At 70.1% G+C, this 16,888-nt stretch carries 16 protein-coding genes; 15 read left to right on the forward strand and 1 reads right to left on the reverse strand.

Annotation, left to right across the window (positions count from 1 at the left end):
• The first annotated feature begins 128 nt into the window (after positions 1-128).
• The 8 genes from FQ142_RS02200 (at position 129) to FQ142_RS02240 (ending at position 7,748) form a co-directional block, all read left to right on the forward strand.
• Complete coding sequence (locus FQ142_RS02200) at positions 129-1,115, forward strand: metal ABC transporter solute-binding protein, Zn/Mn family (protein WP_149422039.1); 987 nt, start codon at positions 129-131, stop codon at positions 1,113-1,115.
• Positions 1,112-1,960, forward strand: a complete 849-nt coding sequence (locus FQ142_RS02205; RefSeq protein ID WP_149422040.1) for a metal ABC transporter ATP-binding protein — start codon at positions 1,112-1,114, stop codon at positions 1,958-1,960. The genes FQ142_RS02200 and FQ142_RS02205 overlap by 4 nt, the downstream gene beginning before the upstream one ends.
• A gap of 5 nt (positions 1,961-1,965) precedes the next feature.
• Positions 1,966-2,835, forward strand: coding sequence for a metal ABC transporter permease (locus FQ142_RS02210; protein WP_056419197.1), 870 nt, complete (start codon positions 1,966-1,968; stop codon positions 2,833-2,835).
• 44 nt (positions 2,836-2,879) lie between these two features.
• A complete protein-coding gene (locus FQ142_RS02215; protein ID WP_056414776.1) occupies positions 2,880-3,296 on the forward strand; it encodes a Fur family transcriptional regulator in 417 nt (138 codons plus the stop codon).
• Positions 3,293-4,327: a permease gene (locus FQ142_RS02220; protein ID WP_149422041.1), complete on the forward strand. Its 1,035-nt coding sequence runs from the start codon at positions 3,293-3,295 to the stop codon at positions 4,325-4,327. The genes FQ142_RS02215 and FQ142_RS02220 overlap by 4 nt, the downstream gene beginning before the upstream one ends.
• The gene (locus FQ142_RS02225) at positions 4,320-5,132 is read left to right on the forward strand and encodes a TIGR03943 family putative permease subunit (RefSeq protein WP_149422042.1); all 813 of its coding nucleotides are present in this window, start codon (positions 4,320-4,322) and stop codon (positions 5,130-5,132) included. Before FQ142_RS02220 ends, FQ142_RS02225 begins: the two co-directional genes overlap by 8 nt.
• 202 nt (positions 5,133-5,334) lie before the next feature.
• A complete protein-coding gene (locus FQ142_RS02235; RefSeq protein WP_188042272.1) occupies positions 5,335-7,014 on the forward strand; it encodes a hypothetical protein in 1,680 nt (559 codons plus the stop codon).
• 5 nt (positions 7,015-7,019) lie between these two features.
• Positions 7,020-7,748, forward strand: a complete 729-nt coding sequence (locus FQ142_RS02240; RefSeq protein WP_149422043.1) for a DNA-3-methyladenine glycosylase — start codon at positions 7,020-7,022, stop codon at positions 7,746-7,748.
• On the opposite strand, the gene FQ142_RS02245 is transcribed toward FQ142_RS02240, so the two are convergent.
• On the reverse strand, positions 7,688-8,698 hold the full coding sequence (locus tag FQ142_RS02245) for a LacI family DNA-binding transcriptional regulator (protein WP_056414784.1): 1,011 nt from the start codon (positions 8,696-8,698) through the stop codon (positions 7,688-7,690). The genes FQ142_RS02240 and FQ142_RS02245 overlap by 61 nt on opposite strands.
• Before the next feature lie 141 nt (positions 8,699-8,839).
• On the opposite strand from FQ142_RS02245, the gene FQ142_RS02250 reads away from it, so the two are divergent.
• The 7 genes from FQ142_RS02250 to rpmG all read left to right on the forward strand — a co-directional run bounded on the left by FQ142_RS02250 (position 8,840) and on the right by rpmG (position 16,887).
• Positions 8,840-10,849, forward strand: coding sequence for a beta-galactosidase (locus tag FQ142_RS02250; RefSeq protein ID WP_149422044.1), 2,010 nt, complete (start codon positions 8,840-8,842; stop codon positions 10,847-10,849).
• On the forward strand, positions 10,846-11,775 hold the full coding sequence (locus tag FQ142_RS02255; protein ID WP_056414789.1) for a carbohydrate ABC transporter permease: 930 nt from the start codon (positions 10,846-10,848) through the stop codon (positions 11,773-11,775). Before FQ142_RS02250 ends, FQ142_RS02255 begins: the two co-directional genes overlap by 4 nt.
• Positions 11,772-12,677, forward strand: a complete 906-nt coding sequence (locus tag FQ142_RS02260) for a carbohydrate ABC transporter permease (protein WP_188042273.1) — start codon at positions 11,772-11,774, stop codon at positions 12,675-12,677. The genes FQ142_RS02255 and FQ142_RS02260 overlap by 4 nt, the downstream gene beginning before the upstream one ends.
• A 113-nt stretch (positions 12,678-12,790) precedes the next feature.
• A complete protein-coding gene (locus tag FQ142_RS02265) occupies positions 12,791-14,119 on the forward strand; it encodes an ABC transporter substrate-binding protein (RefSeq protein ID WP_149422045.1) in 1,329 nt (442 codons plus the stop codon).
• Positions 14,120-14,182: 63 nt separating this feature from the next.
• Complete coding sequence (locus FQ142_RS02270; protein WP_149422046.1) at positions 14,183-16,306, forward strand: alpha-galactosidase; 2,124 nt, start codon at positions 14,183-14,185, stop codon at positions 16,304-16,306.
• 174 nt (positions 16,307-16,480) lie between these two features.
• Positions 16,481-16,717, forward strand: a complete 237-nt coding sequence (rpmB, locus tag FQ142_RS02275) for a 50S ribosomal protein L28 (RefSeq protein ID WP_042540533.1) — start codon at positions 16,481-16,483, stop codon at positions 16,715-16,717.
• A complete protein-coding gene (rpmG, locus tag FQ142_RS02280) occupies positions 16,717-16,887 on the forward strand; it encodes a 50S ribosomal protein L33 (RefSeq protein ID WP_017203558.1) in 171 nt (56 codons plus the stop codon). Before rpmB ends, rpmG begins: the two co-directional genes overlap by 1 nt.
• Position 16,888: the final 1 nt, after the last annotated feature.

Below are 16,888 nucleotides of genomic sequence, written 5' to 3' on the forward strand. Positions count from 1 at the left end.
GCGCTCCTCGCTCAACGGCCGGGCTCCCACTTGACGACAGGGGCCCGGTCGCTGAGCGAGCGCAGCGAGACGAAATGCGCCCGCCGTCAATTTGATAATGGTTCTCATTAGCGTCTAGAGTGGGCGACATGAAGAAGCCGTTCGTCGCCCTCGCCCTCGCATCCGTCGCCGCCCTGACGCTGGCCGGATGCTCCTCCGCCCCCGCGGGGGCCGGTGCGGACGGCGGCACCGTCACCGTGGCGGCGAGCACCAACGTCTACGGCTCCCTGGCCGCACAGATCGGCGGAGACCGCGTCGACGTCACCTCGATCATCGAGTCCGTCACGCAGGACCCGCACTCGTACGAGGCCTCGGCGCGCGACCGCCTCACGGTGCAGAAGGCCGACCTCGTCATCGAGAACGGCGGCGGCTACGACGCCTTCATCGACACGCTGCTGCAGGATGCCGGCGACCCGCATCTGGTCACCGCGGTCGAGTTCTCGCACGACTACCCCGGAAACGAGGGGCACGAGCACTCCGCCGAGGAGGGCGAGGACGCGCATGACCACGCAGATGGCGAAGCGGGTCACGAAGGCCACGACCACATCGAGGGCTTCAACGAGCACGTCTGGTTCGACCCGCACACGATGATCCACGTCGTCGAGGCGATCGCCGACGAGCTGAGCGAGATCGACCCCGACGGCGAGGCGGACTTCACCGCCAACGCGAAGAAGATCGTCGCCGACCTCGAAGGCTTCGAGACCGACCTCGAGACGCTGAAGACCGAGGCCGGTGGGGCGAACGTCATCATCACCGAGCCCGTTCCCGGATACCTCGCCGCGGCCGCCGGGCTCACCGACGTCACCCCCGAGGGCTTCGCGGAATCGGTCGAGGAGGGCAGCGACGTCGCCCCCGCGACCCTGCTCGAGACGCTGAACGTGATCGAGAGCGGAGACGTGCGTGCGCTGCTCACCAACGCGCAGACCGGGGGAGCCGAGACGCAGCGCGTCGAGGACGCCGCGACCGCCGCCGGGATCCCCGTCGTGGCCTTCACGGAGCTGCTCCCCGACGGATCGTCGTACTCTGAGTGGATGAGTGACGCGATCACGAGCCTCGCCGACGCGCTCCAGTCGTGAGCGCCGCCGCCGACGCGCGGGCAGGAGCCGAGACGCAGGACCCCGTTCTCGACATTCGTGGAGCCGCTCTGCAGCGCGGCGACCGGGAGCTGTGGTCGGGTCTCGATCTGACGGTGCAGGCGGGTGAGTTCATCGCCGTGCTCGGTCCGTCCGGGTCGGGCAAGACCACACTGCTGCGGGCGATCTTGGGCCTGCAGCCCCTCTCGTCCGGAGAGATCACGGTGGCCGGCGGGCCGGTGCGCAAGGGGAATCCGCGCATCGGGTACATCCCGCAGCAGCGCTCGCTCGCCCCCGACACGAGCATGCGGGCCCGCGACCTCGTGGCTCTGGGGGTGCAGGGCAGCCGATTCGGCTTCCCCGTGCCGCATCGGGGCGACCGGGAGAAGGTCGACCGGCTGCTCGAATCCGTCGGCGCCTCGCACTACGCCGACAGACGCGTCGGACTGCTCTCCGGCGGTGAGCAGCAGCGGCTGCGCGTGGGGCAGGCGCTCGCCGACGAGCCGACGCTGCTGCTGTGCGACGAGCCGCTGTCGAACCTCGACCTCGCGAACCAGGTCGCCGTCACCGACATCATCGATCGGCAGCGCCGGGAGCGCGGCGCGGCCGTGCTCTTCGTCACGCACGACATCAACCCGATCCTCGGCAGGGTCGACCGGATCCTGTACATCGCCGGCGGGCGGTTCGTTCTCGGCACCCCCGAAGAGGTGCTGCAGACGCGTGTGCTCACCGCCCTCTACGGCACCCCGGTGTTCGTGCTGCGGGCAGGCGACCGTCTCGTCGTGGTCGGCGTGCCCGACGCCGAGCCCCACCACGACCACGCCCACGACCACGGAGGTGCCGCATGACTGTCATGACCGGCATCGTCGCGGCGGTCGACTGGAGCGACGTCTTCTCCTTCCAGGACTACGGCGAGCTCGTCGCCCTGCTCGCGAACTCGATCATCGCGGGTGCTGTGCTCGGCATCGTCGGCGGACTCATCGGCGTCTTCGTGATGCAGCGCGACCTCGCGTTCGCGGTGCACGGGGTCAGCGAGCTGTCGTTCGCCGGAGCCGCCGCAGCGCTGCTTTTCGGCGGCAGTGTGGTCGCGGGGTCGCTCGGCGGGGCGCTCGTGGCCGCCGTCCTGATCGGCGTGCTCGGTGCGAAGGCCAGGGACCGCAACTCGATCGTCGGCGTGCTGATGCCGTTCGGCCTCGGCCTCGGCATCCTCTTCCTCTCGCTCTACGACGGGCGCAGCGCCAACCGGTTCAGCCTGCTCACCGGACAGATCGTCTCGGTGTCGAGCCCCGACCTCGGCTGGCTGCTCGGCATCAGCATCGTGGTGCTGCTGGGGCTGCTGCTGATGTGGAACCCGCTGCGCTTCGACTCGCTCGATCCCGAATCCGCCGCCGCGCGCGGAGTGCCCACGCGTGCCGTCAGCCTGCTGTTCATGGTGCTGCTCGGACTCATCGTGGCCGTGAGCGTGCACATCATCGGCGCGCTCCTCGTGATGGCGCTGCTGGTGACCCCGGCCGCCGCCGCGATGCGCCTCACCGCAGGACCGGTGGCCGTGCCCCTGCTCGCGGCCCTGTTCGGATTCGTGTCGGCGGTCGGCGGAATCCTGCTCGCTCTCGCCGGCACACTGCCGGTGAGCCCGTACATCACCACCCTGTCGTTCACGATCTACGTCGTGTGCTGGATCATCCAGCGCGCTCGCGGCGGTGTGCGCCGCGTGCGCGCCTGACACTCCCAGGGCCCGGCAAGGGCGGCGCGCCTAGAATCGTGGGTATGGCTCAGCGGAACACCTGGCAGCGCGAGCGCGTGCGCGAAGCTCTCGCCGATGCGCGCGGCTTCGTCAGCGCGCAGAATCTGCACGCCGGGCTGCGCGATGAGAACACCGGCATCGGCCTCGCGACGGTCTATCGTGCGCTCGCCGGACTCGCGGCTGCCGGCGACGCCGACTCGCTGCAGAGCCCCGAGGGCGAGGCGCTGTATCGCGCCTGCACCACGCAGGGCCACCACCACCATCTGATCTGCCGCAACTGCGGGCTCACCGTCGAGATCGAGGCGACCGACGTCGAGCAGTGGGCGCATCGCACCGCGGCACTGCACGGGTTCACGGATGCCGCGCACGTCGTCGACATCTTCGGCCTGTGCGCCTCCTGCACCAACAAGCGCGACGCCGAAGAGGTAGCGACCGCGTGAGCGCCCCGACCGCCACCCACACCCCGCACCCGCAACGACTCTCTCGGTCGCCGCGCTCGCCATGGGTCGGCGTCGCACTCGGTGCGGCCCTGGTGGTCGCGCTGTTCCTCATCGACCGGTTCCTGCCCGACCTGTTCACCGCCAGCCTTCCCGCCAGGGCCCAGGACGGCCTGACGCTCGCGATGAGCGTGCTGATCGAGGCGCTGCCGTTCGTGGTCCTCGGCGTGCTGCTCTCGATCGTGGTGCAGGTGTGGCTGCCCGCCGACGTCATCCACCGCTGGCTGCCGAAGCGCGCCTGGGCCCGTCGTGCGGTGCTGTCGCTGCTGGGCATGCTCATCCCGGTGTGCGAATGCGGCAACGTGCCGTTCGCGCGCGGGCTCATGATGCGCGGACTCGCGCCGGCCGAGGCCATGACCTTCCTCATCGCCGCGCCGATCGTGAACCCGATCGTCATCCTCACCACGCACGCGGCGTTCGGCTTCGACGACGGCATCCTGGTGGCCCGTCTGATCGGCGGCTACCTGATCGCCAACCTCATCGGCTGGATCTACAGCCGTCACCCCGACCCGAACGGCATGCTCACGCAGCGTTTCGTCGACACCTGCGATCGCGTCACCCACGAACACGGCACGCCGGTGCGCCGCAGCCTCACGCAGTTCCTCGTCGAGCTGCGCGCGGTGATGCCCGCGCTCATCATCGGCTCGGCGCTCGCCGGAGCCGTGCAGGTGCTGATCCCGCGCGACGTGCTGCTGGCCATCGGCTCGAACCCGGTGCTGTCGATCCTCGCGATGATGGCCCTCGCGATGACGGTCGCCATCTGCTCGAATGTCGACGCGTTCTTCGCGCTCTCCTTCGCCTCGACCTTCTCGTCGGGTGCCCTGGTGGCGTTCCTGCTCGTCGGCCCCCTCGTCGACGTCAAGATGCTCGCGCTGATGCGCACCACCTTCACCACCCGCACGCTCGTCGGCATCGTCGGCGTCGTCGTGTTCGCCGCCTTCGCGATCGGGATCGGGGTGAACGTCTTTGTCTGACCGCACCCACGACCGCGTCCACGACCGCGTCGACCGACGCCGGGCACTCGGCAGCCGCTGGCTGGGCATCGGCCTGGCCACGCTCGTCGCCGTCGTGACGCTCGGCCTCGGGCTCACCGGTCGACTGAATCTCTACATCAGCCCCGAGTCGATCTGGTTCGCGTGCACCGCTGCCGTCGTGACCATCGCGGGCGCGATCTGGTCGTTCGCGCTGCCGCTCGGCGAAGAGGGCGATCACGGGCACGATCACGGGCATGCGGCCGCGGAGTCATCGGAGCATCCGGATGCCGCGTCCACGCCCCGCCGCACCCTCGCGCTGGCCGGCACGGTGACCGGCGGCGTCGTGGCATCCGGTGTCGTGATCGCCGCGCTCGTGCTGCCTCCCGCGTCGCTGTCGGTCGAGCTCGCGATGTCGCGGGTGGGAGAGCAGACGGCGCTCTTCGCGGGCGCGGACGACGTGACCCTCGGCGTGGCCGACACCTCCACCTTCGGTGTGGGCGACTGGGCGAGCGTGTTCGCGACGGCCACCAACACCGCGGCGTACGACGGCAAGACCGTCACCCTCACGGGGTTCGTCACGCCGACGGATGCCGACGGCGTGAACCTCACCCGCTTGGTCATCACGCACTGTGTGATCGACGCGCAGCCCGCGACGCTGCCCGTGACGATCGAGGCGGGCGAGTACTCCACCGGTCAGTGGGTGCAGGTCGAGGGCACGGTGAAGGCCGACGTCGACGGATCGCTGCACGTCGAACCGACCACGGTGACGGCGATCGACGAGCCGCGGGACCCGTATGAGTACTGACGATCAGCGACCCGACGTTCCGCGCACGAGGGCCGAGATGCGGGCCGCCCGCGAGGCCGAGGCCGCAGCCGCCGCCGCGGCGGCGCCTGACGCGACGGCTGACGCGACCCTCCCCGTTTCGGGGGCCGACACGACCCTCCCCGTTTCGGGGGCCGACACGCCACATGTCGGACGTAGTCCGCAGAAGGGTCCGACATCTGGCGTGTCGGCCCCCGCCCCTGAGGCCGAGACGTCTGCTGTCGAAGCCGGGGTGCCTGCCGCCGAGGCTGAGACGCTCACCACGGAGACCCCCTCTGCTGCCGAGGCCGAGACTCCCGCCACCGCCGCCCCTCCCGCCGCCGCCTCGCCTCCCGTCACCGCCTCCCCTCCCGCCGCCTCCTCTCCCACCGCCGTTTCCGCACCCGACACCCTTCCGGTATCGGGGGCCGACACGCCACATGTCGGACGTAGGCCGCAGAAGGGTCCGACATCTGGCGTGTCGGCCCCCGAACCGGCGCAGCCGAGCCCCACCGCTCCGCGCGACCGACGCTTCCTGTTCGCCCTCGCCGCGGTGCTGGGCGTCCTCGTCCTCGTCGGCGGCACGCTCGGGTTCGTCAGCCTGACGCAGGGGCCGCGCATCACCGAGGTGCAGGTGAATCCGAAAGAGGCGATCGAGTCGTCGGGGAGTCGCGTCATCCTCACGGCCAACCAGTCGCTCGCGGCGATCGACGAATCCCAGGTGACGGTCGAACCCGCGGTGCCGTTCACCCTCGATGCGGCGGGCCGGGGCATCGGCATCCGCTTCACCGTGCCGCTCGACGACGACACCGAGTACACCGTGAGCGTCGCCGATGCCGTGGGGGCGGGCGGCGGACCCTCGTCGACGCTGACCACCAGCTTCTCGACACCGGCATCCGCGCTGTTCCTGCTGCAACGTGACCCCGATGGAGACGACTCGATCTTCCGCACCGACCTCGCCGGCGAGGGCGTCAAGGTGTTCACCGCCGACAAGATCAACGACTTCCGTGCGACCTCGTCGCAGCTCGTGGTGTCGATCGAGGAGGCCGAGGGCTCGAAGCTGCTCGTCATGGACCGCGACGGCAAGAACCCGCGCGAGCTCGACCTGCCCGGCGTCGGCTTCGTCGGGGCGATCCAGGTCTCGGATCGCGGCGGCTACGTGGGGTACAGCTACTCCGACAAGAAGCTCACCGACACCGAGGGGCGCGCGAGCGTGCTGGTCACCCAGTCGCTCAGCGGCGACGACGAGCCCGTGGTGACCGAGGTCGGCGACAAGGAGGCGAACATCTTCGTCTGGCAGTTCGTGCCGGACAGCGCGGCGGTGCTGTTCATCGACTTCGACGGGGCGCTGTCGCTCGTCGACCGCTCGTCAGATGCGGGCGTGCAGTCGCTCGGACTCGCGACGACGATCCAGGGCATCTCCCGAGGCACCTACACGGCCATCGTCGAACGGCTCGACGGAACGGTGGTCGAGCTGAACCTCGCCGACGGCACGGAGGTGCCGCTGGAGCCGTCCGACCCGGACTACGGCACGGCGACCACGATCACGCCGTTCCCCGGCGGCACGCTGCGTCACGTGGTCGCGCGCGACGAGAACGGGATCCCCAGCGGCCAGGCGGTGGTGCGCGTCGACGACGACGGAAAGGCCACCAAGCTCGCCGAGGTCGACTCGTCGGACTCGATCCTGCAGGCCTGCGCCTCACCCAGCGGGCAGTACGCCGCCGTCGTGATCGCCCCGGATCTGACCGACAACCCCTACGACCAGATGCTGCTGCCGCTGCCGCAGAAGCTCGAGACGCACCTGCTCGATCTGCGCACCGGAGATGAGATCGTGGCCCTCACCGGCTTCGACGCCTCGTGGTGCCAGACCGCCCCGCAGTTCTGACCCTCATGCCTTCGGAGGCCCTGCATCGAGCCACCCGCGCCGAGCTGAGCGGACTCGCCGCCGAGGTCGCCCCGCAGCTGCTCGGCGGGGAGCTGCGCACACTCGTCGCCGGTGCGGAGGTGCGTGTGCGACTGACGGAGGTGGAGGCGTACCACGGGCAGGGCACCGGCCCGCAGGCCGATCCCGGCTCGCACGCGCGCATGGGCCGCACCGCACGCAACGCCACGATGTGGGGCGAGCCGGGCCACCTGTACGTCTACCTGAGCCACGGCATCCACTCGTGCGTGAACGTCGTGTGCGGGCCCGAGGGGCAGGCGGGCGGAATCCTGATGCGCGCGGGCGAGGTCGTCGACGGGGCGGATGCCGTCGCGGTGCGCCGCCGCGTGGCGACGCCCCTGACCCGCACGGCACTGCGCGACCTCGCGCGCGGACCCGGTCGATTCGGCCAGGCGGTGGGGCTGCGGCATCCGATCCACGACGGCATCGACGCGATCACCGGCGCGCAGTTCGAGGGTGCGCGCGCCGAGCTGTGGCTGCGCGACGAGCCGATCACCGACGTCGCGACCGGGCCGCGCGTCGGCGTCGCTGGGGTCGCGGGGACCGAGGCGTTCCCCTGGCGCTTCTGGATCTCCGGCGACGCGACGGTCTCGCCGTTCCGCTGGGGGAGGGGCGCTCAGGCAGAGTCTCTCCACACCACGGGCGTCGGCAGCAGGATGCCCTCGCGCGGTCGCTGATCGTCGCGCAGCTGCGCGAGGACGGATGCCGCCGCAGCCGCGCCGAGCCCCTCGGCCGGCTGGTCGACGGTCGAGAGCTGCGGGGTGGTGCGCGTCGCCCACGAGCTGTTGTCGAAGCCGATCACGCCCACGTCCTCCGGCACCCGTCGCCCGGCGTCGCGCAGGGCGCCCATGGCGCCGGCGGCGACCGCATCCGACGCCGCGAACACGCCGTCGATGTCGGGCGCCCGCTCGAGCAGCCTGGCCATCGCGGCCGCGCCGTCGGCATAGGAGTACAGCGGCACCTCCTCGACGAGGAACGGATCGAAGCGCGCGCCCAGCGCGTCGGTGAAGCCGGCGAGACGATCGGTGCCCGAGTCGCGGTCGAGGGCGGCGGCGATCATCGCGACCCGCGTGCGTCCGGTCTCGAGCAGTCGTGAGGTGACGGCCCGGGCGGCGCCGCGGTTGTCGACGCCGACCCAGGCGGCATCCACATCGGGTGGGTGTCCGACGTAGGCCACCGGAAGGTCGAGGCGCATGACGGCCTTGGTGATCGGGTCCTGCGCGCGGGCGGAGACGATGACGGCCCCGTCGACGAAGCCGCCGTTGAGATACCGTGCGACGCGCTCGGTGTCGCGCACCGAGTCCACGACCAGGCACACCATCTGGTAGTCGGCCTCGGACAGCGTCTCGTTCGTGCCGAGCATGATCGCGCCGATGTTGGGGTCTTCCAGGAACAGCGCGTGCGGCTCGTGCACGATGAAGGCGATGGCCTGCGTGCGCTGGCGGACGAGGCTCTGGGCGGCCGTGTTCGGCACGTAGCCGACCTCGCGGATCGCCTCTTCGATCGCGTTGCGGGCGGAGTCCGAGACGTAGCCGCCGTTGATCACGCGACTCACGGTTCCCCGCGACACCCCGGCCACGCGCGCCACGTCGTGCACAGTGCTGCGGCGGCGCGCGGAAGTACTCATGATCGACAGCCTAGCGACCCCGACTTGACGCGATTCGTCTCGCCATGCGACGATGTGTGCACGTTCACAGAAATCTGACCCGCTTCTTTCGTCGCGTCTACTGTGCACGTGCACACATGAACCGCAAAGGAGCGTCACCGCATGGCCGCCGCAGTGTCCGACCGCATCGCCTCCCTCACCGCAGGGAGCGGCCTCGTCTTCGGATGCGACTACAACCCCGAGCAGTGGGATCGCAGCGTGTGGCCCGACGACGTGCGGCTCATGCAGCAGGCCGGCGTCGGACTCGTGGCGATCAACATCTTCGGCTGGTCGTCGATCAACCCGGCCGAGGGCGTGTGGGACTTCGATGCGCTCGACGAGATCATCGGCCTCCTGCACGAGGGCGGCATCCGCATCAACCTCGGCACCGGCACGGCGTCGCCCGCACCGTGGGTCACCGCCCGGCATCCCGAGATCCTTCCGGTCGGCGAAGACGGCACGGTCTTCCAGCAGGGCGGACGCCAGGGCTACTGCCCGAGCTCGCCGGTGTTCCGCGCCTACGCCGCCGAGGTCGTCACCCGCGTGGTCGAGCGCTACGGCGACCACCCCGCCGTGTCGCTCTGGCACGTGTCGAACGAGCTGGGCTGCCACAACGCGCTCTGCTACTGCGACACGAGCGCCGAGGCGTTCCGCGGATGGCTGCGCGACCGCTACGACGACATCGACGCGCTCAACCGGGCGTGGGGGACGACGTTCTGGAGCCAGCGGTACAGCGACTTCGACGACGTGCGCGTACCCGCCCAGGCGCTGTCACTGCGCAACCCCGGTCAGATCCTCGACTTCCAGCGCTTCAGCTCCGACGAGCAGCTGGCGCTCTACCGCGCCGAGGCCGCCATCCTGCGCGAGCGCAGCGACGTGCCGGTCACGACGAACTTCATGGTCACCGCTCACATCCGCAACCTCGACTACTGGACGTGGGCGGGCGAGATGGATCTGATCGCCAACGACCACTATCTCGACCGTCGCCTCGACGACCCGCGCGGCGAGCTCTCGTTCGCCGCCGACCTCACCCGCGGGCTCGCCCAGGGCGCGCCGTGGCTGCTGATGGAGACCTCCACCGGCGCCGTGAACTGGCAGCCCTACAACCTCGCCAAGGCCCCCGGCGAGCTGCAGCGCAATGTCGCCGCGCACGTCGCGCGCGGTGCCGACGGCATCTGCTTCTTCCAGTGGCGCGCCTCGACCCAGGGCGCCGAGAAGTACCACACCGCGCTCGTGCCGCACGCGGGCGAGGACTCCGACCAGTGGCGCGAGGCCGTCGCGCTCGGCGGCCTGCTCGAGCGTCTCGGCGAGGTCGCGGGCACTCGGGTCACCGCCGACGCCGCACTGCTCTTCTCCTGGGAGAGCTGGTGGGCCACCGAGAACGAGGGGCGACCGAGCGAGGGGCTCACCTACCTCGGTCAGGTGCACGCCGCGCACGCGGCGCTGGCGGATGCCGGCGTCACCACCGACGTCGTACCCCCCGGCGGCTCCCTCGACGGGTACCGTCTGCTGATCGTCCCCGCCCTGCACCTGCTCAGCGACGCGGATGCGGCCGCCCTCACCCGCGCGGTCGAGAACGGCGCCACGGCGCTCATCACGTTCTTCAGCGGCATCGTCGACGAGCAGGACCGCGTGCGCACCGGCGGCTACCCCGGCGCATTCCGCGACCTGCTCGGCATCCGCTCGGAGGAGTTCGCCCCGCTGCGCCCCGACGAGACCGTGTTCCTCACCGACGGCACGAGCGGCTCGGTGTGGTCCGAGAGGCTGCGGGCGACGGATGCCGAGGTCGTGGCCTCGTTCGCCGACGGACCGTCGGCCGGCGGCCCCGCCCTGACCCGCCGCACCGCCGGCGACGGCGAGGCGTGGTTCGTCGCCACGCAGCCCGACCGCATCGCGTACCGCGACCTCGTCGCCCGTCTCGCCGACACCGCGGGCGTCGTCGCGCATCCCGGTGCGAACCGTGACGTCGAGATCGTCCGACGCTCGGGTGATGCGGGGAGCTTCCTGTTCGTCATCAACCACGGCGACTCCGGAGCCGAGATCTCCGCCACCGGCCACGACCTCGTCACCGACGCCCCTGCGACGGGCTTCGTGCCCGCCGGGGCCGTCCGCATCATCAAGGAGGATGTATGACCACCACGCTCACCGCTCCGGCGGTCGCCTCGGCGCCTCAGGCGCCGGGCCGCCGCCGACGGATCCCGCACAAGGGCGCCATCGCGTTCCTGATCGTGCCCTTCGGCGTCCTTTTCGTCCTCTTCTACGTCGTGCCCATCGCGTACGCCTTCTGGCAGTCGCTGCTCGTCGTGAAGCGCGAGGGGACGTTCGGCAAGGCCGAGCAGGTGTTCGGCGGATTCGCCCAGTACGCGCTCGTCTTCCAGAACGAGGCGTTCTGGAGCTCGATGGGCCGGATGCTCATGTTCGGCGTCGTGCAGGTGCCGGTCATGCTCGGGCTCGCACTGCTGTTCGCCCTGCTGCTGGACTCGCCGCTCGTGCGCGGCAAGCGCTTCTTCCGTCTCGCGTTCTTCGTGCCGTACGCGGTGCCCGGCGTGATCGCCGCGATCATGTGGGGCTCCCTGTTCTCGCCCAACCTGTCGCCGTTCACCGCCATCACCAAGAACATCGACTTTCTCGGCGCCGACCTCGTGCTGTGGTCGATCGCGAACGTGGTCACCTGGGTCTACGTCGGCTACAACATGCTGATCATCTACTCGGCGCTGCTGTCGATCCCGCAGGAGCTGTACGAGGCCGCGCGCCTGGACGGCGCCAGCCAGTGGCGCATCGCCTGGTCGATCAAGATCCCGCTGGTGCGCCCCGCGATCGTGATGACGGCGATCTTCTCGATCATCGGCACTCTGCAGCTGCTCGCCGAGCCGCAGGTCTTCCGGTCGTTCAGCTCGGCCGTGACGAGCACCTTCACGCCGAACATGACCGTCTACGCCACGGCATCCATCCCCAACACCAACCTGGCGGCCGCGTTCTCGGTCGTGCTCGCCGTGACGACGTTCCTGCTGTCGTTCGGGTTCATGAAGTACATGCAGCGCAAGGAGCAGAACGCATGAGCACCATGTCGATCGTCGCCCCCTCCCGCTCGTCGCGCGGCAGCGGCTCGCGACCGCGGTCCGCTCGGGAATCGGGCATCTCGCGCACCGGCGCCATGCTGATCATGGCCGTCTTCACGGTCTACTTCCTGCTGCCGCTGTGGTGGCTGCTCGTCGCATCGAGCAAGGAGACCGGCGACATCCTCACCACCGCACCGCTGTGGTTCGCCGACTTCCACCTGTTCGACAACATCGCGGAGCTCTTCGCCTACCGCGACGGCGTCTACCTGCGCTGGCTGATGAACTCGGTGCTCTACGCGGCCCTCGGCGGCGCGATCGCCACCCTGCTCGCCGCGATGGCCGGCTACGCCCTGGCGAAGTACCGCTTCCCCGGTCGCGACCTGCTGTTCGACATCGTCCTCGGCGGCGTTCTCGTGCCGGCGACCGCGCTCGCGCTGCCGCTGTTCCTCCTCTTCAGCCAGGCGCAGCTCACCAACACCTTCTGGTCGGTCTTCCTCCCCTCGATCGTCAGTCCGTTCGGCGTGTACCTGGCACGGATCTTCGCCGCCTCCTCGGTGCCCGACGAGCTGCTCGAGGCGAGCCGGCTCGACGGCGCGGGAGAGATCCGCACGTTCTTCACCGTCAGCGTCCGTCTGATGACCCCCGCGCTGGTGACGATGTTCCTCTTCCAGTTCGTGGCCATCTGGAACAACTTCTTCCTGCCGATGATCATGCTCCGGTCCGAGGACCTCTTCCCGGTGGTCTTCGGTCTCTACAACTGGAACAACCAGCTGAACCAGCTGCCAGAACTCCGCGGTCTCGTCCTGATCGGCGCTCTGCTGTCGGTCATCCCGCTGATCGTGACCTTCCTCCTGCTCCAGCGCTTCTGGCGCAACGGACTGGGCGCCGGCGCCTTGAAGTGAGCAGGCGGTCGTCCGGCCACCCCCGGGCGACCCGCACCACCGCACCACCCTCATCACCGAACCACCCTCGCAACACCGCACCACCACACATCGCATCCACGAAAGGGATCGAAATGCAGCATTCGAAGAAGAAGGCAGCGGCCGTCATCGCCATCTCGGCGTTCGCGCTCGCAGGCTGCTCCGCCGGCGGCGGAGACAGCACCGGAGGCGACGCGGCCGTCGCCTGCACCCCGGCGGACGGCGACGTCACGCTGGAGTTCACCTCCTGGATCCCCGGCATCGAAGACGTCGTGAAGATCTGGAACGACGCCAACCCCGAGATCCAGGTCGACGTGCAGACCGGGCCGAACGGCAACGGCGGCACGTACCAGAACTTCTTCAACCAGATCAAGGCGGGCGACGCCCCCGATCTCGGCCAGATCGAGTACGACGCCCTGCCGAACTTCCTCGTGCAGGACGGCGTCGAGGACCTCAGCGCGTGCGAAGACGTCGTCGCCGCCGAGGACCAGTTCGTCGACTGGGCCTGGGGCCAGGTCACCCTCGGCACCGACAGCGTCTACGGCATCCCGCAGGACACCGGTCCCATGGCGCTGTTCTACCGTGCCGACCTGTTCGAGCAGAACGGCATCGCGATCCCGACCACGTGGGACGAGTACCGCGACGCCGCCGTGAAGATCCGCGACCTGGGCGGCTACATCACGAACTTCTCGCAGTCCGACATCAACCAGTTCGCCGGCTTCGCCTGGCAGGACGGCGCGCAGTGGTTCTCGAGCGACGACAAGGGGTGGACGGTCTCGATGGCCGATGACGCCACCACGACGGTCGCCGAGTTCTGGCAGAGCATGCTCGACGACGACCTCGTGGCCACCGTGCCCGCGTGGACGGACGAGTGGAACAACGCCTACAACTCCGGACAGGTCTGGACCTGGAACTCCGCCGTCTGGGGCGCCAACTCCATCTCCAGCGGCGCACCCGACACGGCAGGCAACTGGTCTGTCGCACCGCTGCCGCAGTGGCAGGCCGGCGGCACCGCCGCAGGCAACTGGGGCGGATCGTCGACCGCCGTCCTCAAGGGCAGCGAGCACGTGTACGAGGCGACGAAGTTCGCGCTGTGGCTCAACACCTCGGACGAGGCGCTGACCGCGCTCGCGGACGCGGCCAACCTCTACCCGGCCACCACCGACGGGCTGACGCTGCCGGTCTTCGCCGACGGCGTCGACTTCTACGGCGGACAGAAGATCTACGACGTCTTCGCCGACGCCGCGACCCAGGTCTCGCCGGACTTCGCCTGGGGTCCGACCATGACCCAGACCTACTCCGACGTCTCCGACGGTTTCAAGGCCGCGGTCTCGGGCAGCGGCACGCTGCTCGACGCGATCGAGAAGGGTCAGACGGCGACCGTCGACGCGCTCAAGGCGGCGTCGATCCCCGTCACGGAGTAACACCCCACGGAGGCCCGCCCGTATGCTCACGGGCGGGCCTCCCTTTCTTCGTCTGGAGCGGCAATGAGCGCACTCGTCCACCTGACCTCGGCCGGCGTGAGCGTGGTCGTCGACACCGCCACCGCGCGCCTGCTGCACTGGGGCGCGGCGCTGCATCCCGCCGACCTCGACGTGCTCGCGGAGACCTCGACCGGGTCGGTGACCTTCAGCTCCTTCGACGCGCCGCGCACGCTCGCGCTGCTGCCCGTCGAGGCCGACGGCTGGTCCGGCGCCCCCGCGCTCGCCTGGCACCGGGACGGCCTGCACAGCGCCCCGCTCCTGCGCGCGGGGGAGTGGGAGTCCACGGCGTCGTCGCTGCGCGGACGCTTCGCGGATGCCGCAGCCGGCGCCGCCGTGGCCCTCGACCTCGACCTCGACGCCGCCGGAGTGCTGACCGCGCAGGTGACGGTCACCAGCACGGCCGACCCCGACGCCGCCCCACTCGACCTGCTCGCCGCACGCGTGCTGCTGCCGATCCCCGCGCACGCGACGGAGGTGCTCGACCACACCGGACGCTGGACGGGCGAGCGCCGTCCGCAGCGCGGCACGCTGCGCCACGGCGCGCATCTGCGACAGGTGCGTCGCGGACGCGGCGGACACGACGCCCCCTACCTCACCGTGCTCGGCACCGACGGGTTCGGCTTCCGCCGTGGTGAGCTGTGGGGAGCCCACGTCGCGTGGAGCGGCGACCTCGAGGTGGGGGTCGAGAGGCTCCCCGAGGGTGCCGGCGTGCACGGCGCGGTGCTCGGCGGCGGAGAGCTGCTGCTGCCCGGCGAGATCCGGCTCGGCGCGGGCGAGGCGTATGTGTCGCCGCGGGTGTACCTCGCCTACGGCGAGTCCGGGCTCGACTCGGTGTCCGCGCGCCTGCATCGGACCGCTCGGGCGCTGCCCGGGCACCCCGAGACGCCGCGCCCCCTCGTGCTCAACACCTGGGAGGCGGTCTACTTCGACCACGACCCGGCGAAGATCACGGCTCTCGCCGAGGCCGCCGCATCCGTCGGCGTCGAGCGATTCGTGCTCGACGACGGCTGGTTCCGCGGCAGGCCGGACGATCACTCCGGGTTGGGCGACTGGTACATCGATGACGCCAAGTGGCCCGACGGCCTCCGTCCGCTCGCCGATCACGTGCACGGACTCGGGATGCAGTTCGGGCTCTGGTTCGAGCCCGAGATGGTCAATCCGGTCTCGGAGCTCGCTGCGCGGCATCCGGACTGGGTCCTGCAGGCCTCGCCCGACTCGCCCACCTGGCGGCACCAGAAGGTGCTCGACCTCGCGAACCCGGATGCCGCCGCCCACCTGCTCGAGCGCCTGAGCGCGCTCGTGGCGGAGATCGGTGTCGACTTCATCAAGTGGGACCACAACCGCGACCTGCACGCCGCGGTCTCCCCGCACACCGGACGCGCCTCGGTGCACGCCCAGACGACGGCGTTCTACGCGCTGCTCGATGCGCTGCGCGAGCGGCATCCGGCGCTCGAGATCGAGTCGTGCGCGAGCGGAGGTGCCCGCGTCGATCTCGGTGTCCTGCAGCGCACGCAGCGGGTGTGGGCCTCCGACTCGAACGACCCCGTCGAACGTCAGCGCATCCAGCGCTGGACGGGAACCCTCGTGCCGCCCGAGGTGGTGGGCTCGCATGTCGGACCCGCGATCGCCGAGACGACGCATCGCGCCGCATCGCTGCCGTTCCGCATGACGACCGCGCTGTTCGGTCACGCCGGCATCGAGTGGGACATCACCCGGTGCACGCCGGAGGAGCTCGCGGCGCTCACCCGCTGGACGGCGCTCTACCGCGAGCTGCGACCGCTGCTGCACTCGGGCATCACGGTGCGCAGCGACGAGGTCGACGACGAGACCCTTCTGCACGGGGTCGTCGCCCCCGACGGTTCGCGCGGGGTGTTCGCCTGGGTGCGGCTGGGCACGTCGGTCGACGGGTTCACGCCGCGCACGCGCATCCCGGGCCTGCAGGCGGGGGAGCGGTATCGGCTTCGGGTGCGCGAGGACCTCGGGGCGGTCACGCGGCACCAGGTCGCGGACCCCGCGTGGCTCGACGCCGGGATCGAGGCCACCGGTGCGTTCCTCGAGACCGTGGGCGTGCCGCTGCCGCTGCTGGCACCGGGGTCGGCGCTGCTGCTCGAGGCCGTCCGGCTCTGAGCATCCGCCGTGCTAGACTGACTCCTTGTCTGCGCACACTCCTGTGCGCAGTTCGTGTGCTCCCCCCTCTGTTCCGATCCCTGAGCTTGTCGACGGGCGGCGATGGGGGGTGGCGCGCAGACAAGGGATCTTGGGTGGGGCCGTCCGGCCTCACGGTATAGAAGGAGTCACATCATGGCAGCAGTGTGCCAGGTGACAGGAGCTGTTCCCGGCTTCGGTCACAACGTCTCGCACTCGCACCGCCGGACGAAGCGTCGCTTCGACCCGAACGTGCAGAAGAAGACCTATTTCGTCGCATCGCTCGGTCGTAAGATCACCCTCAACGTGTCCGCCAAGGGCATCAAGGTGATCGATGTCCGCGGCATCGAGAACGTGGTCAAGGACCTCCAGGCGAAGGGTGTGAAGCTCTAATGGCCAAGAAGGCTCAGGACGTACGTCCGATCATCAAGCTGCGCTCGACGGCAGGTACGGGGTACACGTACGTGACGAAGAAGAACCGCCGCAACACCCCCGACCGCCTCGTGCTGAAGAAGTACGACCCGGTCATCCGTCAGCACGTCGAATTCCGAGAGGAGCGTTGAT

Origin of the sequence: Microbacterium sp. ANT_H45B (assembly GCF_008369345.1) — a bacterium.
Classification (GTDB): domain Bacteria; phylum Actinomycetota; class Actinomycetes; order Actinomycetales; family Microbacteriaceae; genus Microbacterium.